This is a genomic window from Corallococcus exiguus (assembly GCF_009909105.1).
Classification (GTDB): Bacteria; Myxococcota; Myxococcia; order Myxococcales; family Myxococcaceae; genus Corallococcus; species Corallococcus exiguus.
Genome location: NZ_JAAAPK010000002.1, coordinates 307,611 through 327,677 on the forward strand (window position 1 = coordinate 307,611; position 20,067 = coordinate 327,677).

Consider the following 20,067-nt stretch of genomic DNA (forward strand, 5'->3'; position numbering starts at 1 on the left):
ATCATGGAGGAGGCCAGCGGGGCGGCAAGAGATCGATGACGCGGCGGCCGAAGCTCTCCGCGTCCGTTTCAATGGGCTGCCGGAAGTACCGGGGGTCTCCCGGCCCGTAGTAGTGGCCGCCGGAGCCAGGCAGGTTGCGCCACCACCGGCGTGAGAACGGATGCGACTGTCGGCCTATCGAGTACTGGTAGGCCTGATACGCCTGATAGTAGTGACGCGACTCATGGACGGCGGTGCCCACCGCGTCGCCCACGTCCAGGTTCTCGTTGATGACGATGACGCCACGCCGGCTCACGGGCGCGAGCCGGCCCTGGTGCGTCACGTTGAAGTCCCATTCCATCCATCCGTAGTCCCCAGCCGGCAGGTTCTGGAACTGGACTTGTGGACGGCGCGACCGGGGGATGCCCATTGCGTCCATGGCCGCGCCCACCGACTTCTTGAGGGCCTGCTGCCGGTCCCGGAGCGACAGCGTGCCGAACGTCGAGGGGTCCAGCTCCGGGATGTCCTCCAGCCCCGCTTGCAGGTCCCGCATCTGCGCCAGCTCGAAGCGCTTGAACCGGCGGCTGCTCCAGCTGCGAGAGACGGTGATGTCGAAGTCCCCCCAGCCCAGCACATTGCCGGTGGGACCTATCGTGCGAATGCGCTTCGCGGTCTCGAACGGTTCGATGATCCGGGCGATCTCCCCCGGCTTCACGTTCGGGTCCAGGCTGTGGATGAGCCCCTTCAGCTGTTTGGGATCGATGTTGTACTGGGCCAGCAGGCCTGGCTTGCGCTTCGTGCCCTTGAGCGCTGACTCCACCTTCTTCAGCACCTTCAGCGTGGCCCCGACGCGGCCCTTCTTCAGCTCGTCCCTGAAGACACCCATCAGGGCATCGAGCTCCGCGCGGGGGGCCGAACCGTGGGGCATGACCTCCCGGACCAGCGACATCTTGCGCCACGCGTCCGCGATGCGTTCGACGCGGTCGACGAGCTCCCAGCCCGGCGGAGGCATGGGGGTGATGGGCCCCACGCGCAGCTCGATGGAGACCCGCCACTCGTCGATGGCCTTGGTCAGCGCCTCCAGGTGCGCCGGCCCCAGGCCTCTCGCCCGGGCCCAGGCCAGGTCCGACAGCTGCGCTTGCAGGTCGTCCAGGTTCTTGCGGAGGTTCTCTCCCACCGCAGTGAAGTCCTTGAGCCTGGGGGCGTGCTTGCCGCCCTTCACCTCGACCAGGTGGAGCTTCGCGCTCGTCGGATCCGCGGCGTGGTCGAACTCGACGATGATTTCATCGATGCCACTGCCTTGCTCCGCGCCCCTGGGCTTGAAGTCCAGCCGCCGGAATCGCTCCGTCGGCCCCAGCCGCTCGCCGAGCAGCGCCTCCGTGAACGCCAGGGATTTCTGCTTCTCCACCACCTCGCCCGCCTCGGTGGTGATGAAGCCGCGCGGCTCCCAGCGATTGCCGGAGCGCTTGGACAGGATGAGCTCGATGTATTCCGTCTCACCGCTGGCGCGCGTCACCTCCACCAGCTTGTAGTAGCGGAGCTCCTTGGGGCGGTACTTGACCTCCTGCCACGCGGGGCCGATCTGCGCCACCGTGTCCGACGGATCCAGCACCAGCGTGGTGCGCGCCCGCTGCGCGTCGGTGAACACCTGGCGCGGCGCGCTCTTGATGAACGGGTCATCCAGCTCCGGCCCCCCCTTCGAGAACGGCCCCACCTCCGGGTGGTCGGCGTGGAGCACGGTGTTGGGCCACACGTCGTTGGGCCGGCCTGACTGCCGGATGACCGGCTCCGTGTCCGTCACGGTGAGCACCAGGGCCTTCTTCTTCCCACCTCCGCGCGTCGTGACCGCCGGCGGCTTCGTTTCCGGAACGACCACCTCCGGTGGCTTCGCCGGGGTGAATTCCATCTCCAGCTGCCTGGCCCCCTCCGCCTCCGGCGGAGGCACGGGCGGTTTCTTCTTGCTGAACAGCCGCGGAGGCTCATTCAGGTACTGCGGCTTCGAGCGCACGCCCTGGCCGAACTCCGCCATGTCCAGGGGCGTGAAGGCATCCACCTCCTTCATCCGCTGGCGCAGGTTCTCCAGCGTCTTCTTGCCCTGCCGGATGCGGCGGGTCGCCTCCTCCGGCTCCATGGACACGCCGCGCTTGCCCTCCAGCGACGTGAGCAGCGACTCCTGCGCATCGATCTCCAGGAGCAGCTTCTTGCGATAGAGCTCGAACTGCTTCTCGATGGGCAGCTTGTCCCAGTGCCGCAGCGCCCGTTCGTCCAGGGCCTTGATCAGGTCGCGCGTCGCCTTGTCGTGGCGCTGGAGCAGGTGCAGGCCCTCCTCGCCCAGGTCGGACAGGTCCGCGCCCGCCTTGACGATGATGGTGGGCTTGCCGCGCCGGAACATCGTGACGGCCTGCGCGGACTTGCTGCCGGTGAGGGCTTCGAAGTCCGCCTCGGAGATCAGCTCGATGGGCGTGTTCGCGAACGCCTTTCGCTGCGCGGGCGGGATGTGCTCCAGCAGCTCCTTGCGCATGGCGCGCTGGAGCTGCTGCCGGTCGAAGTCGCCCGACATCTGCTTGAGCAGGCCCTCGTCGAACTCGCGCAGGAACTCCTTCATGTTCCCGGCGGGGTTCTCCGCCTTCCACTTCTTGAAGAGGGTCAGCCGCTCCTTGGGCGTGCCCCGGAAGTTGAGCAGGTCCTGGGTGCGCGGTGGCACGTGGGGCTTGGAGATGCCGCCCAGCGCGCCCAGCCCTCCGGCCATCACCGCGCCCGGCGCCGCCTGCAGGGCGGTGCCGGCCAGCACGTTGAAGAGCGCGTTGCCGCCCTTGTAGTTCGCGTCGTTGAGGACGTTGCCCAGGAACGCGGAGGGCACGGACTGCGCCAGGCCTTCCGCGCCCTGGGCCAGGCCGTGCGCCGTCATCCGCGCCAGCACGCCGCCTTCCTCCGCCATGCGCGCCAGGAACCCCAGCTTGAGCAGCTTCGTGCCCATGCCGGCGGTGGCCGCGGCGGTGAGGGCGTCCACCGCGCCCATGCCCGCGTCGGTGGCGGCCTCCTCCCAGCCGTAGGCGCTGCCCTTCATGGCGGCCTTGGTCACCATCGTCACCGCGGCCGTCGCCACCGCCGTGCCCACCAGCACCGGCGTGCTGGCCATGAACGCGCCGAACGCGGCCCAGAACCCCGCGCCCGCGGGCGGGAAGAAGATGCTGACGATGACGCCGATGATGACCACCACCGCCATCACCACCGCGGTGAGGACCATCACCAGCCGGTCGGTGATGAAGTCCACCTGCTCGCGGTGCATCTGCACCGACTCGTCGGCGTACTCGCCCTGGCGCTGCACGCGCTCGGACTTCTTCTCCCAGTCGTCCTGCCACTTGCGCAGCCCGTCGGCGGTGTAGTTCTTGTCCCCGGGCTTGGGGCGCATCCGCTCGTGCAGCTCCAGCGCGCTCACCTCGGCGTCGAGCGCGGACGCCTGGTCCAGCACCAGCTGGTACTCCGAGGACGCCATGCTGTTGGTGGAGCTCGCCTCGAAGTGCACCCGGCGCCAGGCGCGGTCCGCCTTCTCGCGGGGTGTGACGGGCTCGCCGTAGTCCACCATGTCGAGGATGTCGAAGGCCTCGCGTCCGCTCAGCTCCTCGTCGATGCGCGCGCGGAAGCGCTCGAAGGGCGTGCGCGTGTCGCCAGGGTCGGCGGGGTGGTCCTTGGCCCACTCCTCGGCCATGGCCTGGATCTCCGCCTTCGACTTCCCGGCGAAGACCTCCTTGAGCGCGTCCTCGTCCGTGCCCACGCCCTGCACGGCGTACTGAACGATTTCCGCGTCGGTGAGGTAGCCCTTCTGCAGCATCGCCGCGACGGCGTCCCGGTCCGCGCCGGACGTGTCCATCAGGACGGCCTGCTCGAAGCTCGCCTGCAGGTGCGTGCCCTCCACGTAGGCGCTGTCGTACTCGGCCGCCAGCGCCTTCATGTTCGCCATGGCATCGGCCTGGGCCTGGGCCTTCGCCTTGACGTCCACCTCCTTGTGTTCCTTCGCGATGCGGGCCTGGACCTTCTCCGGGCTCCACTTCTCCAGGAACTCCAGCTCGCTGATGCGGCCCTTGCGGCGGTCCTCCTCGGTGAGCGGGCCTTCGCTGGCGGGCTTGACCTTCGCCTCGTCCAGGCCGCGCTCGATGTCCATCCGTTCCTGGATGTCCAGGTAGCCGTCGCGGCGCGCGTCGGCGACCTGCCGCTTGCCCTGCGCGGACATGGCGTCGCGGATGATCTTGTCGTCCGCGTAGATGATGCTGGTGTGCTCGATGCGGATGCGCGCGGCATCCACCTGGAGTCCCTTGTCGTCGCGCAGGCCCTCGATGAGCTTGAGGTCCTCGCCCTTCATCTCGTCGTGGAACGCGGCGCTGAGCGCGCTCTCGCCCGCGGTGCGCTGGGTCCAATCCGTGCCGTATTGCTGCTCATACGACGCGTCGATGGCCTGGTTGCGCTTGAGCAGCTCCGCGCGGAACGTCTTGGTGTCCCAGCCGTACTGCTGGGCGTCGGCCTCCGTCTCCTTGCGGATGCGGTCGTAGACGCCCTCCATGGCCTTGCGGTCGGTGCCCAGGCCGAAGAACCACCCGCCGCGCATGGCGCGGTCCATCTCGATGGCGCGCGCGTCCTCGGTGCGGCCCTCCACCAGGGCGTGCATCTCGTCCGCGTCGTGCGTCGTGCGCGCGCCGCTGCGCAGCTCGTCGTCCATCTGGGCGACGAGGTCCTTGCCGTACTTCAGCTGGTAGGCCTTCTTGATGGCCTCGATCTGCTCCGGCGTCTTGCCGCGAAGCAGGTTGAAGATGGCGTCCTCGTCCGTGCCCCAGCCGGTCCCGAGGAAGGTGCCCTCCATGGCGTCGTTCAGCTCGACGGCGGCGGCCTTGGAGGCGTTGCCGGAGAGCAGCGCCTCCGCCTTGTCCCAGTCGTGCGTGGTGGTGCTGAAGAAGTCGTCCAGCTCGCTCTTGAGCCGCTCGCGCAGGTTCTCGTTGTGCTCCTGCTGGTAGAGGACCTCGATGTAGTGGCCCTGGAGCGGGTTGAGGTTGGCGAGCGCGTCGAAGATCTTCTTCTCGTCCGTGCCCCACTGGTCCACGCCCTCCCAGACCTTGAGGGAGATGTTGCGAGCGCGGTTGCTGAAGAGGGGCTCCTGCTGGTCGACGACGGTCTTGAGCCGCTCCAGGTCCGTGGACGCGAGCAGCTCCTTCTCCAGGGCCTCCATGAGCGGCTTGCGCCGCTGGCCGATGATTCGCACGGCCAGGCCCTCCGCGAGCGCCTGCACCGCGTCCTTGCCACCCTTGCCGTAGTAGGAGAGCAGGATGGCCTTCTGCTCCTCGCTGAGGGCGTTGTTCCCCTTGATGGTCTCCGCGTCCAGCTCCTCGCCCTGGCGCAGGCGCACCTCCGCGAGGAACAGCATGTTCTGGTCCAACGACGTCTTGTTCTCCGCCGCGCGAGCGGTCTCCCACGCGCGGCTCTCGTCGTGGGCGGCCTCCAGCCAGTCGATGATCCACCCGAGCAGCCGGTCCCAGAAGCCGCGCTCGTAGCCGACCTGCTTCGCGTGCCAGTCGCGGATGACGTCCCGGGCCTCCCTGCCGGCGTCGCGCAGTTCCTGCTGATAGCGCTCCACGCTCTGGTCGATGTCGCGCTTCGCCTTCGTGACGACGGCGCCAATCTCCTTGCGCCGGTCGTCCATCCACTTCTTGGTGGGGCGGTACGCCTCCGTGGCGGTCTTGAGCTTCACCGGATCATCGCCAGCGTCCTTCTTGAGCTCCCACTCGTCCTGGAGGGCGGCGAGCTCGTAGGCGTGCATCTGGTCGCTCGCGGCCTTCGCGAAGGCTTCCTTGAAGCGCTTGCCGTTCTGGTCATACCGGACGACCCAGTTGCTCACCTTGGTGTCCACGGCCGCGATGAGCGCGTCGCGCTTGCGCCGGGCCTCGGTCAGGTCGACGCCGCCCTTGATGGCGGCGGCCTTCGCCTCGGACTGCGCGTCGAGCGACGCGCGCATGCGCGACAGGGAATCAGCGAACGACTTGCCGCCCTCCTCCAGGCTCGTCTTCGCATCCTCGTGGGCCTTGCTGAGCGTGCCGGTGGTGGCGGCGTGTGAGTCCACCAATTGCTTGCGGCGGGCCTCCACCTTCGCGTCCAGGTCCTCCTTCTTGATCTGAGCGGCGTCCGCGACGCGCTGGAGCTCCGCGGCGAAGATGGGGCGTTCGGCGGCGATGAGCGCGATGCCCCAGGACGCATCCAGGCCGCCCGGGACATAGGCCTCGCGGGCCTTCTGGACGGAGGCGTCCGCGTACTTGTCCGGAGCGACGAGCAGCCGAGCCAGCACGTCGCCAATGTCCACGCGAGCGAAGTCAGGGACGTTGATGGGCGCGGGGGCGGCCTGTTCGAGGACGGTGATGCCCTTCGCGGGTTCCTTGGGCTGGACCTTCGCCTTCTTCTGCTTGTCGGCCTCGGCGGTGATCTTCTTCTGGAGACGCGTCCAGTCCTTGAGCTTCTCCGGGTCGGTGGGCTTGGGACCGCCGGGCTTGTAGACGAGGTCGCCGAGCGGGCCCTTGATGAGCATGTGCCCGCCGTCGTCGCGCACGAGCTGCGCGCCAATCTCCGGCACGTGGCCCAGCGGGCTCTTCTGCAGGTCGGGGAGTTTGGCCTCCTTGACGTCCAGCTTCCGGTCGCACTTCGCATCCACCAGCGAAGAGGCCTTGCCGGTGGGATCATCCGGGATGGCTGGAAGGTCCTTCGGCTGCTTCGCCGGGGTGATGGCCTTCTTGCCTTCGTCCTCCAGTTGCTTGAGGCGCGCGGCGCGGACCGCGTTGGGGTCCACGGCGGCCTGGGTGATCTTGAACGTGTAGCGGGGCGCCGGAGGAAGCTGTGGCTCCGGCACCTGCGCCGTGCTGCTGGCGATGCGGCCCTTCCATGCGGCGACCGGATCCGCGTCCGCGCTCACCGCTGGCGCAGCGGGGATGGGCCCCGCCGTGACAGGTGCTGCCGGAGCAGGAGGCGGCGCGGGAAGGCTGGCAGGAGGCTCCACCGCCGCGACGGCACCCGTCGGATCCGGAGCGGTTTCGAGACCGTGCTTGATGCCTTGGACGCCCTGCGCATGGGCCGCGGCCAGCTCCTTCTGCCACTCCATCGCGGCCGGAGGCACGGGCACCCTGGGGCCTGTGTCGACCGTGGCATCCGTCTGGATGGGAGGAGGCTCCTGGGGCCCTGCGCCAGGGGAGGCCTGACGGACGACGATGTGGACATCGCTCTGACTCGACAGCGCGGACACCCGCGTGTCGATGCGCGCGGCGTCGTCCATGCCGCCGGGAGCGGTCCCCGTGGGGATGGATGCCGGCGCGGGAGCTTGCTCAGGCGTTGCCACGTCGCCGCCCGCGCTGGGCGCTTCGACGGTGGTTGCTGCAATGGCATCAGGCGCTGGAGAAGTGCTGCCCCCGAGTCCCGCTGCTTCCGACTCCTCAGTGACCGTAGAGGGTTCGAGGTCTGAAGCACGGGCCTCGGCGAGCCGCGCGGCGGTGTCTCCGAGTTGCTCAGCGGAACCCAGAGGCAGGACGGCCATGCGCGCCGCATCACGCCGTCGAGCATCCTCTTCCTGCTGCTCGAGGGTCGCGGGCTGGGACGCGCCAGCCGCCTGCGCGAGCCCGGTGTTCGGCTGTGGCGCGAGCCCATGGATGCCCAGCTCCGCCTCGACGGCGCCGGGCGTGGAGAGCAGCGCGACCTCCGGTGGGTGGACCGGGCACGGCTCGAAAAGATGCGAGCGCGGACCGCCCAGCGTGCGCCACGCCGGGTCGCTCCACCGGCGCTCCAGGTCGCGAGCGGCATCACGGAGCACAGGCCCGTGGAGAGCAGGGGCCGCGCCCTTCAGCGACGCGAGCCGCGCCGCCAGCTCACGCGCGGGATTGGACGAGGAAGGGCCCCGGGGAACGACACCCGGAGCACGAGGAAGGGCCGCGGAGGACGAGGGAGTGCGCCCGGAGTTCTTCCGGAGCATGGCCTTGGCGGAGGCCTTCGGGCCCTGGTCACGGATGCGCACGGTCCCCCCCGCACCATCAGCGCGAGGAACGCTAGGTCATCTCCACATCGAGGACCAGCGAGGCCCGGATGGGATGTCCATGACTGCTCCAGAAGCGATGGAGCAGGTCAAAGTCATAACTCTCCTGGACGCGAGGTGTGAGCTTGCGGCCATCCAGCTCGTGCGGGAGTCCACGTGAGAGCAACCCATGCAACACGCCAAGCAGCTCATGTTCCTCCTCCGCGCGGTGGGACCACGCGGAGACGATGAGCCCCAGCCGCAGCGCACCGTTCTGGGTGACAGCCAGCCGGTAGAGCGCAAGCGACACGGCGGGCCGCTTCCCCGCGAGCGCCTCCCGGGTGGGAGAGCCGTGGAGGATGTGGACCTCCTTGAGGAAGTGTTGTCTGAGCTGCGAGTCCAGTGCCTCCTGGAACACTTCCGCCACGCGGCGCAAGCGTGTGCCCGCGTCCGAAGGAGCCTCCGCCTCCGGACGCCGCGAGAGCCGGCCCAGCTCGTACAGCTCCAGCGCGACCGCGCGCTCCAGGTGCTCCTGAGACAGCGGAGCACCCGCCTGTTCGGCGAGGAAGATGGCCTTGAGCGCGGCGTTGCGGATGTCGCCGCCCGCCAGCCGGTGCCGCTGCGCCAGGCCCGCCAGGTCGAGCGCCCCCGCGCGAGGCACACCCTCCGGAAGCATCAGCTCCCAGATGCGGCGGCGCTCGTCGACCTCGGGGAAGGGGAACTCGATGCGCGCGTGGAAGCGGCGCAGGAAGGCTTCATCGATGGCCGTCTGCAGATTGGTGGCGAGGATGATCAGCCCGTCGTGACGTTCGATGCGCTGGAGGAGGAAGCCGACCTCCAGGTTGGCGAAGCGGTCATTGGCGTTGCTGACCTCCGTGCGCGCGGAGAACAGCGAGTCCGCCTCGTCGAAGAACAGCACGGCGCCGGAGCGCTCGCCGTGGGACAGCACCTCGTCGATGTTCTTCTCCGTCTCACCCACGTACTTGCTGACGAGCCGGGACAGGTCGATGACATACAGCGGCCGGCCCACCGCATGGGCGATGACCTCCGCCGCCAGGGTCTTTCCCGTGCCGGAGCGTCCAGAGAAAAGCGCCACCGGGCCCGTGTGCAACCGGAAGCGGCGAGACAGGCCACGCTCTTCGGCGACGCGGTCGCGCTGGGCCACGTAGAACAGCAGGCGCTCCAAGGCCGCGCGAGTGGTGTCACGCACCACGAGGTCCTCGAACGTCCGCGATGTCTCCAGCCGGTAGCCATGGCGCAAGGGCACCTGGACCAGCCGAGATGCAGCGGCACGAAGCGCATCCGCGTCACCGCCGGGAGCCGAGTCGAACACGCGGCGGATCTCCTGAAGCCCGCCCCGAAAGCCAGACGCCAGCCGTCCCGCATCCGCCTCCGTCAATGACAGTCCCCGAACCTGGGCCTCCTCCAGCCACAGGGTCCGCCGCTGGACGAAGCCTGGCGCGGGAGCCTCATGGTGCGGCACGGCGAAAGGCTGCGCGGAGTCCGCGAGCACCAGGGCCCGCCCGCCAAACCGTTGGCACAACCCAGACAGCGTCTCCGTGACGGAGAGTGCCAGCCCCCGCTCACCACCGGACATGTCCACGGCCAGCATCGCGCCGCGCACCGACGCCAGACGCCACAGGGCCCGGGCCATGGAAACCGGCTCCGGTGCCCCAGCCCACCGAGCGACAACCAGCGGCACACCGGCTTCGTCAGCGAGGCTCATCGCCACGCCCAGCCGCTCCCCCTCGCCATGCACGACAGCGAACGTCCCGAGTGACGAAGACGGCAGCACCTCCGGTCCATGCCACTCCAGCGAGAGCTCGCCCAGCACGGAGGGCCGGGGCAGCTCCAGCAGGGCCTCGCGGACCTCCGGAGCCAGGTCCACGGGCCGGAGCATGGGAGGAAAAGCGCCAGCGCCCGTCTGCAACAATCCTCCGCCCACCAGGAGTCCGCTGTCGGTCAGGGACGCCAGCAAGCGCTGCGCGCGAGCAGGCGTGCGTCCCAGGACGGTGAGCAGCAGTCGCTCCACGTTCCATCCCTGCGCGGTCTCGTCCTGGAGCACGGCGAACAGGCGCGAATACCGGGGCTCCAGCCACGTCGCGAGCAGGAGCAATAGCGCCTCCTCCTCCACGGTGTCGACGCGAAGTGAAGCCCGCAGCCGCGCGAAGGGAAGGGGAGGCGAAGTCCCCAGGAGCGGCGTCTCCGCGAGCGCCGAGCTGAAGGCGAGCTCGGCGGTGGAAGGGCGCACGGTGGTGCGCACGGCATCCCAGCCATTCTCCTGTTCCCCCCGGAGCTTCGAAGCGCGGGCCTCCTCCAGGTCACACACCTGGACGAGCAGCGCATCCAGACGCCTCAGCGTCTCCCCCCACAACGGATCCATGGGCGCCTCCAGCCGGCCAGCATACGGAGGGCGGGTGGATCCGGCCATGGACGGGCCCGGAGGGCAGGTTCCACTGCGTTGGTATTCCGCCAATGGATTGGAGGAAGTGCTGACCGGGTGGCGGGGCGGGTGGTAGAGACCGGCACATGACTCAGAGTGGTACTGAAGGGGTGTCGGCCCTGGACTTCCGGGAGGCGATGTCCCGGTGGGCGAGCGGGGTGGCGGTGGTCTCCGTCCGTGACGCGGACGGGATCGCGGCGACGACGGTCAGCTCCTTCAGCTCCCTCTCCCTGACGCCTCCGCTGATTGCCCTGGCGCTGCAGCAGTCCTCCCGCACGCTCAAGCGCGTGGAGGCCGCCCGCCGCTTCAGTGTGAGCGTGCTGTCCACCATCCAACGCGACGTGTCGGTCCGCTGCGCGAAGGGGGAGGCCGAAGGCCGGATGTTCGACGAAGGTGCCTTCGTGCAGGACAGCCTGGTGGGTCTGGCGTGCGCTCTGTTGGATGTGCACCGTTACGGCGATCACCTGTTGCTGGTGGGCCGTGTGGAGCGCATCCAGCGGGGAGTGGACGAAGAACCGTTGCTCTACTGGAACCGGGGGTATCGCGCGCTGACGGCGCACCCGGAGCCAGGGCCCGCCCCGAAGTAGCGAACGAGTAGCCGAATCTCACTGAACCCGGAAAGGACGCACCCGATGCCCTTCACTCTGCCCGAGCTCCCGTACAAGAAGGACGCGCTGGCCCCTCACATGAGCCAGGAGACGCTGGAGTTCCACCACGACAAGCACCACGCCGCGTACGTCAACAAGCTCAACGAGCTGACCGCAGGCAAGCCCGAGGCCAGCAAGTCGCTGGAGGACGTCATCCTCAGCAGCGACGGCCCCGTGTTCAACAACGCGGCCCAGGTGTGGAACCACACCTTCTTCTGGAACTGCATGAAGCCTGCCGGCGGTGGCAAGCCGACGGGTGACATCGCGGCCGCCATCGACCGCGACTTCGGCTCCTACGACGAGTTCAAGAAGCAGTTCACCGAAGCCGCCATCACGCAGTTCGGCTCCGGCTGGGCCTGGCTGGTGAAGGACGGCAACAAGCTGGCCATCATGAAGACGTCCAACGCGGACCTGCCGCTGAAGCACGGCAAGAAGGCGCTGCTCACCATCGACGTCTGGGAGCACGCCTACTACATCGACTTCCGCAACCTGCGCCCCAAGTTCATCGAGACCTTCCTCAACAGCCTCGTGAACTGGGACTTCGTGAACGAGAACCTGAAGAACGCCTGATGTGAAGTGAAGTGACGGGAACCGCGCGGCCCGGCTCGGCACGGTCCGGAGCGGCGCGGTTCTCGGATGTGTTCAGTGCCGCTCCGGGGCAGACCGGGCTTGCGCCAGTCCCTCCACCAGGAACAGCCGCGAAAGCGCTTCGTTGTAGCTGTATGCGTAGGACCTTCCGTCCTCGGAGATCGCCAGCGTCATCACGGAGATGAGGCCCGGCTTGATGCCTCCCGCTGGAAGGGTCAGGTGCGGTGTGCTCACGCCGGTCTTCACGTCGACCCTGGAGACGCGCACCGGGAGCGAGACGCTTCGCAGATAGAGCGCCGTTCCGCTCGCGTCCCAGCCCGCCACCCATTGATCCGTGAACCGGCCGGGGACGGTGCCTTGCGCCTCACCCGTCTGGGAGAACAGGCGGAGGCTTCCCTCCGCGTCCACGGTCGCGAGGCGGAGGCCATCGGGTGAGATGACCGTGTGGAAGCCCGTGCCTTCCTCCGTGATGGGCCTGGGGGCTCCGGAGCCGGGTTCGAAGACCCAGAGCCGGGCAGGACGTCCCTCTTCGTGCGCGCGAAGGAGCAACCGCTTCCCATCCGGGAACCAGCGCGCCGTGAGCACCGTGGTGACAGGAGCGAGCGACAGCGACCGAGGCTCGCCCGCGCCCGTGGGCAGCAGCAGGAACTCCATCTGTTCGCCGTAGCGCACCAGCAGCACCTGCTTGCCGTCCGGAGACAGCGCCATGGGGATGCCGTCGCCCAGGCGGATCGGTGGTGCGCCATCGGAGGTGCGCAGATAGGCGCCGTAGGTGGGGCCCTCCACCTCCGCGCCCTCGGTGAAGAGGAAGGTCCGGCCATCGCGGGACATGTCCGTCATGAACGACGAGTCCGACCACGTCAGGTCCCGCTCCGTGCCCGCGTGCCCGAACGCCAGCCCCGTGCGGATCATCGGGTGATCCACCAGGACGGAGCCGTCCTGGGAGATGTCATGCAGCACCATCCGCCCGGCGATCCGATCCACCGGCCGCGTCGTGCCGCGCAGGTCGACCGCGAACAGCTCGGAGTCCGCGCCTGTACGCGAGGCGGTGAACCACACCTCGCTTCCATCGGGAGACCACGCCAGTCCCCGGATGCTCGCCCAGTCCGACGAAAGCTCGCGGGGCGGACCGTCCTTCTCCAGCACCCAGACCCCGCCCCGGTCGTCCTTGGGATGCGCATGGAACAGGAAGGCGATCCGCGCTCCGTCGGGGGAGACGCGTGCGTGGCTGATCCATCCCTGGGATTCGAAGCGCACCGTGCCGGGGGGCTGCTCCAGCCGGAAGTTCTCGCCCACGCGGCGCACCACCGCGAGCGGTCCATCCGCACGTCCCCAGTCCGCCTCCAGCACGCCATCGAGCACGGCTCGGGGCGCGCCGCCCGCGAGCGGCATCAAGCCGAGCGTCCCGCTGCCATGCTCGGCGTCGAAGAACCGGGGCTCGAGCAGCACCGCCAGCTCCCCCTTCGAGGACGCGGCGAGCACATCCGCGTGCTGCCCCAGCGGTTGTGACAGCGGGCGCTCCGTGCGCGCGCTGTAGAGCTCCGCGGGTCCTCCCTCCCACGCCGCGCCATAGAGCAACGTGTGTCCGTCCGCGGAGAACCGGGCGTTGAGCACGTGGCCCCGGCGGAACGTGACGGGGCGGTACGTTGGGCGCGATGACTGCGCCGTTGGCACCGCCACAGTCGCCGTCCGGCGGTCGAACGCCAGGAAGCCAACGACGACGAGCAGCAGCAGCACAGCCGCCGCGGCCGCCAGCAGGGCAGGGCGTGGGAACACCTGGCGCCGCACGGCCAGGGGCGCACCGCGAGCCGCGATGGACTCCAGGGCGAAGGCCAGGTCCTGCGCGGACTGGAACCGGTCGCCTGGGTCCTTCGCCAGACAGCGGGCAATCACCGTTCCCAGCTCACCCGGCAGTACGGGTGGAGCATCGCGGAGCGAGGCGCTCATCCGCTCCACCGGGCTGTCACCGCCAAAGGGAGCCTGACCGCTCACGGCCTCGTAGAGCACCGTGCCGAGCGAGAACACATCCGCGCGAGCATCCACGCCCTGACCGCGGATCTGCTCCGGAGCCATGTACCCGGCGGTGCCCACCACCGCGCCGCTCTGGGTGAGCGAGGCGTCCTCGGTGTGCTCGACGCGCTCGGTGAGCCGGGCCAGCCCGAAGTCGAGGATCCTCGCTCCGCCGTTCGCGCACAGGAAGATGTTCGCGGGCTTGAGGTCGCGGTGGATGACACCCCGCGTGTGCGCGGCCGCGAGCCCCTGGGACAACTGGATGCCCAGCCGCAGTGCCTGCTCCGGTGGCAGCGGCCCACGCATCAGCCGAGCCCGCAGGGTGACGCCCTCCAGCCACTCGGTGACGAGGTAGGGCACGTCCTCGTGGGTGCCCACGTCGAACAGCGTGAGCAGGTTGGGATGGGACAGCGCGCCCGCGGCACGAGCCTCCTGTCGGAAGCGGGCCAGTCGCTCCGGATCCCGGGCGAACCGGACCTGGAGCACCTTCAGCGCCACCTCCCGTCCCAGCCGCCCATCGCGTGCCCGGTACACGTCCCCCATCGCGCCACTGCCCGCATGGTCGACGATGACGTACGGCCCCACCTGCTCCGCGGGCGCGAACGTGCGGGGTGGAGGCGCCGCTTCCACGAACCGGCCCTCCGCGTGCCACGTCGCCGCGACGGCCGCGAGCAGCGACCCACAGGCGTCGCAGCGGGACAGGTGTGCCTCCGCGAGGGCGCGCTGCTCGTGCGGCAGGCGGTCCTCCACGAAGGCGAGAATCGTTTCCTCGGAGGGACATCCCGACATGGTGGGATGCAACTCTAGGAGCGTTCGCGCTCAGGGCAGAAGAGGGGGGACCGCGACCCGGTACGCGCGGAAGGGCAGGGCCGGGGTCCCCGGCGTGCCGAAGAAGAACCCCATCTGCGACTCCAGCACCCACGCGCCGTCCTTCGTGATCGCGGCGGCGGTCGGCTCCACGAAGCCGTTGGCGAGCACCTCCTTCGCGCCAGCGCCTTCACCCAGCGTCACCAGCGAAGCCCGCCCCACCGTGTTCTCCACGACGAACAGCCGGCCCGAATCCACCCACTCGACCCCGTCCGGCGTCTCCAGCGCCGGCGTCACCGGGATGTTCACGGGCGCCGCCGCGCTGCCATCCGGCTGGATATCGATGGAGAACAGCGCGCCCGTGTCGCTCTTCACGACGTAGAGCCGGTTCGCCCCGTCGTAGGCGATGCCGTTGAGCGTGATGAGGCCCGGCTCGGAGGGCTCGTACGCGGCATCCGAGGACCACGTGTCGAGCGCCGTCCCACCCACGGCCAGCCGGAAGACCGCGTTCCCGAACGAGTCCGTCACGTACACGTTGCCCGCGGCATCGACGGCGACGTCGTTGCAGAAGCTGACCTGGCTGGGCATGGCATGGCTGGCCTTCAGGGCACCCGTGGAGAGCGCATACCCGTTCAGGTACGAGGCCTGCGCGGGCAGCAGCAGGTCGTCGTAGGTGCAGGCCCAGAGCGTGTCGTGGGCCTCATCCACCTCGAGCCCGTAGACGCCGAATGAGGCCCGGCCCGGGACGAAGACCTCGGCCCCCAGCGAGCCCGGCTTGACGCGCGCGATGGCGCCGGTGCCCAGGCTGCCCGCGTAGAGCGTGCCGTCCTTCGAGGCCGCGATGCCCTCTGGAAAGAAGGCCTCGCCGGGCCACTGCACCTCGGTGGGGATGGAGGGGGCATCGTCGGGGAACGGCTCGCAGGCGGAGACGGTGGCGGCGAGGGTGACGACGGACAGCCAGGAAGAGACGCGCATGGGGCTTCCTCGGTGAGGCCCGGAAGGGGCCTTTCGACGCCCTGACACCGGCCGGGAAAAACCTTGCAGCGAAAGTTCAGCCCCCCGGACCGAGCAGCCGCGTCAGGCTGAGGTCCACCTGGCTCACGACCAGCGCCGCGATGCTGTCCACCGAGGACGCACCCACCCCCAGGCGTTCGCACAGCCGCCGCGTCGTGGTCTCCGCCACCTGCTCACGCGCGCGGCTGAGCCAACGTGAGACAGTGGACATGTGCACGCGGTAGAGCGCCGCGATGGCGTCCAGGGACAGCGCCTCCACGTGATACAGGCGCATCAGCGTGCGGTCCCGGTCGGACAGCTCACCCAGCGCCGTGCGCACGGCCTCCGTGAAGGCCTCGCGGTATCGCGAGCGCAGGTGTTCGAGCTCCGGCCCCAGCTGTTCACCGAACGCGGACTCAACGGAGTCCTGCGCGGCGGTGTCGGCCCGGGCCTCGGAGCGCTTGAGGTTGAGCGCGATGCGCAGCGCCGCCACCCGCACCCATCCCCCCAGCGCGCCGCCGCCGGTGAACTCCGAAATCTTCGGCTCACAGCCAGCGGCCGCCGTGAACAGCTTCTCCCGGAGCACCTGCCGCACCTCCGCGACGAAAGCGGGCGAGCGGTCCACGCCGGACACGAACGCGCCGACATCGCGCAGGTAGCCGTCCTCGAAGAACTGGAGCGCGGCGCGGTCGTGCCGCAGGCACCCGAAGGCCAGATACAACTCCGAGAAGGCAGGCGAGGCCCCTTCGAGCGCCTCCAGCAGCCCCTTCGGAGACGTCAATCGCTCAGCGACGAACACCACGAAGGCGAGCGCCTCCAGCTCCAGTCCGGGCCAGCGCGACCGGGCGCGCTCGAGCGACGCGCGGAGCAGCTCCTCCAAGCGCGAGGGCTCCGCAAGCGAAGCAGGCGCGTGGCCAGGAGCCGCGAGAAAGGCGGAGGCCAAAGGAGTGGGAGCCGGGGACACGCCTGGGACGCTACCACCCCCACCGGGCGGACGAAGGCCACCGCCCGCCCGAGCCCACGTTGCTCGTGACCCCCGGAGTTCCACCGGCGAGAATGCCGGAGCGGTTCACTTGCCAGAGGACACTGCCATGCGCGTCATCAACTTCAATCCCGGCCCGGCCGGTCTTCCCACGGCAGCGCTGGAGCGGGCCCGGGACGAGCTGCTCGACTTCCAGGGCACGGGGATGTCGATCATCGAGCACAGCCACCGGGGCAAGGCGTTCGAGGCCGTCCACAACGAGACCCTCGCCCTCGTGAAGGAGCTGCTGGCGGTTCCGGACACCCACGAGATCCTCTTCCTCCAGGGCGGCGCCTCGCAGCAGTTCGCGCAGGTGCCCATGAACTTCATGCCCCAGGGCGGCTCCGCGGACTACGTGGTGACGGGAGGCTGGAGCGAGAAGGCGGTGGACGAGACGCGCTACTACGGCACGCCGCGCATCGCCGCGAACACGGTGGACAAGGACAAGCGCTTCACGCGAGTCCCCACCCAGGCCGAGCTCCAGTTGGATCCGAAGGCCGCCTACGTCCACATGACGAGCAACAACACGCTCTTCGGGACGCAATGGCACACGTTCCCGGACGTGGGTCAGGTGCCGCTGGTGGCGGACATGAGCTCCGACATCCTGTGGAAGCCCATCGACGTGAGCCGCTTCGCGCTCATCTACGCCGGAGCCCAGAAGAACATCGGGCCGTCAGGCATCGTCCTGGTGCTGGTGGAGAAGTCCTTCATGGCGAAGGGCCGCAAGGACATCCCGAAGATCTTCCGCTACACGACCTACGCGGAGAACAACTCGCTCTACAACACGCCCCCGACCTTCTCCATCTACCTCTGCCGCAACGTGCTCTCGTGGATCAAGGGCGTGGGCGGCCTGAAGCAGGTGGAGGCCTGGAACCGCGAGAAGGGCGACCTGCTGTACACGGCCATCGACCGCAACGCGGGCTTCTACCGGGCCCCGGTGGAGAAGGCGTCGCGCTCGTACATGAACGTCGTGTTCCGCCTGCCGGATGAAAAGCTGGAAGAGGCCTTCGTGGCCGAAGGCGCCAAGGCCGGCATGGTGGGCATGAAGGGCCACCGCATCACGGGCGGCATCCGCGTGTCGCTGTACAACGCGGTGACCGTGGATCACGTGAAGACGCTCGTCTCATTCATGGACGACTTCGCGAAGCGCAACGGATAGCTCGCTCACCGGTCCACGTGTCTCAATTCGAGACACGTTCCGGTGAAGTTGCTCCCTGTGGCTGTGTTTGATTGTATTGCCCAATGACTCCCACAGGGGCGAAGCGACTCTTCCGGGCCGTGGTGCCCGACGGCATCTATCAGTGGCTGTCTCATCACAAACGCCAGGTCTCCAGGGGGCGGGTGCGGTGGGGCAGCCTGGGCCGGCAGACGCCCATTGGCACGCACTGGGGGCACGACCGCGGTCAGCCCATTGATCGCTATTACATCGAGCGCTTCCTGGCGCGGCACGCGGCTGACGTCCAGGGCCGAACGCTGGAGGTCGGGGACGCGCGCTACACGCGGCGGTTCGGCGCCAGCCGCGTCACCCGCTCCGACATCCTCCACGCGCTTCCTGGGAACCCGGAAGCCACCTTCGTGGGAGACATCGCCCACGCGGTCGACATCCCCTCGGATGCGTTCGACTGCGTCCTCTTCACCCAGGTGCTGCAGTACGTCTTCGATGTCCAGGCCGCAGTGCGGGAACTGCACCGCATCCTCCAGCCTGGCGGCGTGGCGCTGCTGACCGTGCCCGGCATCATCAAGGTGGACTGGGGCGCGATGGAGCAGTGGCCGGACTGCTGGCGGTTCACCTCCCGCTCCGTCCACCGCCTCTTTGAGCAGTCCTTCGGCCCCGGCAACGTGCGGGTGGAGTCCTTCGGGAACGTCCGCGCCGCGGTCGCGACCCTGCACGGCCTGGCCCGGGAGGACCTGCGAACCGCCGACCTCGACGTGCATGACCCCCACTACGAAGTCGTCATCGGCGTCCGCGCCGTGAAGTCCCGGGGCTGAGCCACCGCGTCGGCCCACGCGCTACGGCATACGGGCTGCAATGGTCAGGGGTGCATGGCCCCTGAGAGATCGCTCCTGAGGATGAGCGTCGACGTGCTCGCGTCGTGCGCTCGGCACGTGGTGCAGATCGTGACGGGGCTGGCGACGGTCGCGCTGGTGGTGCGTCTGCTCGGTCCGGAGAGCCTCGGCGCCTGGGGCGTCCTTGGCACGACGGGCTTCCTCCTCGGGTTGTCGGACCTGGGCCTCAGCATCGCCGTCCAACGCACGGCGGCCAGACCGGACGATGCCGCCACGCGCCAGCTCATCCGCCTCACGCTGCTGGTGGTGACGCTCGTCTGTCCCTGTCTCTGCGTCTGTGCGTACGTGTTCTTCCTCCACCTCCCGTCCGCGTCCGAAGCGCTGCGGGCGGACGTGGCCCGCGCCGCGCTTCCGGTCCTCTCGGCAGGACTCGCGGGCTCGCTGGCGGCACCGTTGCGTGCGTTCCTGCTGATGCGGGGCGCCAACACCTCGCTCGCCTGGGCGCGCGCCATCGGAGCCGCGAGCCAGATTGCGTTGACGGCGGCGGTGCTCGGCACCACGCGCTCGTTGCTGGGGCCGGCGCTGGGGCTGTTCGCGGGAGGCACGCTGGAGCTCCTGCTCCTAGCGGCGGTGTCCAGGCGCATCGACCCGCACCTCTCGCTGCGTCCTGGATGGCCGGCGGATCCGGCCCAGGTGCGCAGCGCGTTCCGGCAGGGCGCCGCGGCCCTGGCCATGAACGTGGGCATCGCGGCGGCGGTCCGCGCGGATGTCCTCATCCTGACCCGCTCCGCGTCCCTGAGTTCGGTGGGCGCGTATCAGGTGGCCTCCCGCGCCGTGGAGCAGATCCTCGCCTTCGCGAAGCAAGCGGGCGGATGGCTCATCCATCGCCTCGGAGATGCCCGGCACCGCTCCAGCGCGCTTCGCCTTGGCACGGCCCTTCTGGGCGGCCTGGCCTCCAGCGGTGTCATCGCGCTGGCCCTGGATGGCACCGCCCTGCTGGAGGCCTGGGTGGGCGCGCTCGCGCACGACTCCGTCACCATGCTCGCGGTCGTCCTCCTGGGCACCGCGGCGGTCATCGCGGCCGCCGAGGAGAGCGCGTCCTCGGCCCTGGCCGTGAGCGGTGAGACGCCGTGGCACCTGACCCACCCGGTGCTCATCGGCCACGCGCTGAACGTCGCCGTCTCCATGGCTGGGGTGCGGTACGCCGGTGCGTGGGCCGTCGCCGGGGGCACCGTCCTCGGAAACGGGGTCATCGCCGTGCTCGTCTGGCGCAAGGTCCGCGCCCTGGTCCAGTGGACCGTCCGGGAGGTGCTCTGGGCACTGGCCCCGGTCGGAGCCGCGGGCCTCGTGTCGTTCGTCGTGGGCTGGGGGCTCGCGCCGTTCGCCTCGCGGGGTCCGCTGGGGAGCGCCTGCGTCTGCGCGCTCGTCACGCTGCTGGGGACCGGGATGGCGCTGCTCGTCTGGTGGCGGCGGGATGCACGCCTCGCGGCGGCGGCATCCACTCCGGTGGGCGGCGCGGTGCCGACGTACGCGCCCTGAG

General features: G+C 69.4%; 10 protein-coding genes. 5 read left to right on the forward strand and 5 right to left on the reverse strand.

All coding sequences use genetic code 11. The annotated features are described in order from the left end of the window. Position 1: 1 nt before the first annotated feature. Both GTZ93_RS43220 and GTZ93_RS07795 read right to left on the reverse strand, forming a co-directional pair. Positions 2–8,014 (reverse strand): hypothetical protein, encoded by an 8,013-nt coding sequence (locus tag GTZ93_RS43220; RefSeq protein WP_161662711.1) that lies wholly within the window; start codon positions 8,012–8,014, stop codon positions 2–4. Positions 8,015–8,045: 31 nt separating this feature from the next. Further along, on the reverse strand, positions 8,046–10,394 hold the full coding sequence (locus GTZ93_RS07795; protein ID WP_139916131.1) for an AAA family ATPase: 2,349 nt from the start codon (positions 10,392–10,394) through the stop codon (positions 8,046–8,048). Between the two features lie 146 nt (positions 10,395–10,540). Between GTZ93_RS07795 and GTZ93_RS07800 the strand changes: the two genes are divergently transcribed. Together GTZ93_RS07800 and GTZ93_RS07805 are read left to right on the forward strand one after the other, a co-directional pair. Next, on the forward strand, positions 10,541–11,041 hold the full coding sequence (locus GTZ93_RS07800; RefSeq protein WP_120595125.1) for a flavin reductase family protein: 501 nt from the start codon (positions 10,541–10,543) through the stop codon (positions 11,039–11,041). Between the two features lie 45 nt (positions 11,042–11,086). Further along, positions 11,087–11,671, forward strand: coding sequence for a superoxide dismutase (locus GTZ93_RS07805; protein ID WP_139916130.1), 585 nt, complete (start codon positions 11,087–11,089; stop codon positions 11,669–11,671). A 72-nt stretch (positions 11,672–11,743) separates the two neighbouring features. Here the strand turns inward: GTZ93_RS07805 and GTZ93_RS07810 are convergent, their stop codons facing one another. The 3 genes from GTZ93_RS07810 to GTZ93_RS07820 form a co-directional block, all read right to left on the reverse strand. Continuing rightward, positions 11,744–14,488, reverse strand: a complete 2,745-nt coding sequence (locus GTZ93_RS07810) for a serine/threonine-protein kinase (protein ID WP_139916129.1) — start codon at positions 14,486–14,488, stop codon at positions 11,744–11,746. 30 nt (positions 14,489–14,518) lie between these two features. Continuing rightward, positions 14,519–15,481: an SMP-30/gluconolactonase/LRE family protein gene (locus GTZ93_RS07815; RefSeq protein ID WP_121714372.1), complete on the reverse strand. Its 963-nt coding sequence runs from the start codon at positions 15,479–15,481 to the stop codon at positions 14,519–14,521. Positions 15,482–15,557: 76 nt separating this feature from the next. Further along, positions 15,558–16,379: a sigma-70 family RNA polymerase sigma factor gene (locus GTZ93_RS07820; RefSeq protein WP_161662712.1), complete on the reverse strand. Its 822-nt coding sequence runs from the start codon at positions 16,377–16,379 to the stop codon at positions 15,558–15,560. 211 nt (positions 16,380–16,590) lie between these two features. Between GTZ93_RS07820 and serC the strand changes: the two genes are divergently transcribed. The 3 genes from serC (at position 16,591) to GTZ93_RS07835 (ending at position 20,066) form a co-directional block, all read left to right on the forward strand. Next, on the forward strand, positions 16,591–17,679 hold the full coding sequence (gene serC / locus GTZ93_RS07825; RefSeq protein WP_139916127.1) for a 3-phosphoserine/phosphohydroxythreonine transaminase: 1,089 nt from the start codon (positions 16,591–16,593) through the stop codon (positions 17,677–17,679). An 83-nt stretch (positions 17,680–17,762) separates the two neighbouring features. Further along, positions 17,763–18,509 carry a class I SAM-dependent methyltransferase gene (locus GTZ93_RS07830; RefSeq protein ID WP_167547944.1) on the forward strand — a complete coding sequence of 249 codons (747 nt, stop codon included), beginning with the start codon at positions 17,763–17,765 and terminating at the stop codon, positions 18,507–18,509. A 54-nt stretch (positions 18,510–18,563) separates the two neighbouring features. After that, positions 18,564–20,066 (forward strand): lipopolysaccharide biosynthesis protein, encoded by a 1,503-nt coding sequence (locus GTZ93_RS07835; protein ID WP_139916126.1) that lies wholly within the window; start codon positions 18,564–18,566, stop codon positions 20,064–20,066. Position 20,067 lies beyond the last annotated feature (1 nt).

What these genes read in the sequence shown, in the direction of transcription:
- GTZ93_RS07810 (WP_139916129.1), bottom strand. Translation starts at nt 14,488, where the DNA reads ATGTCGGGATGTCCCTCCGAGGAAACGATTCTCGCCTTCGTGGAGGAC.
- GTZ93_RS07835 (WP_139916126.1), top strand. Translation starts at nt 18,564, where the DNA reads ATGGCCCCTGAGAGATCGCTCCTGAGGATGAGCGTCGACGTGCTCGCG.
- GTZ93_RS07815 (WP_121714372.1), bottom strand. Translation starts at nt 15,481, where the DNA reads ATGCGCGTCTCTTCCTGGCTGTCCGTCGTCACCCTCGCCGCCACCGTC.
- GTZ93_RS07800 (WP_120595125.1), top strand. Translation starts at nt 10,541, where the DNA reads ATGACTCAGAGTGGTACTGAAGGGGTGTCGGCCCTGGACTTCCGGGAG.
- GTZ93_RS07830 (WP_167547944.1), top strand. Translation starts at nt 17,763, where the DNA reads ATGACTCCCACAGGGGCGAAGCGACTCTTCCGGGCCGTGGTGCCCGAC.
- serC (WP_139916127.1), top strand. Translation starts at nt 16,591, where the DNA reads ATGCGCGTCATCAACTTCAATCCCGGCCCGGCCGGTCTTCCCACGGCA.
- GTZ93_RS07795 (WP_139916131.1), bottom strand. Translation starts at nt 10,394, where the DNA reads ATGGATCCGTTGTGGGGGGAGACGCTGAGGCGTCTGGATGCGCTGCTC.
- GTZ93_RS07805 (WP_139916130.1), top strand. Translation starts at nt 11,087, where the DNA reads ATGCCCTTCACTCTGCCCGAGCTCCCGTACAAGAAGGACGCGCTGGCC.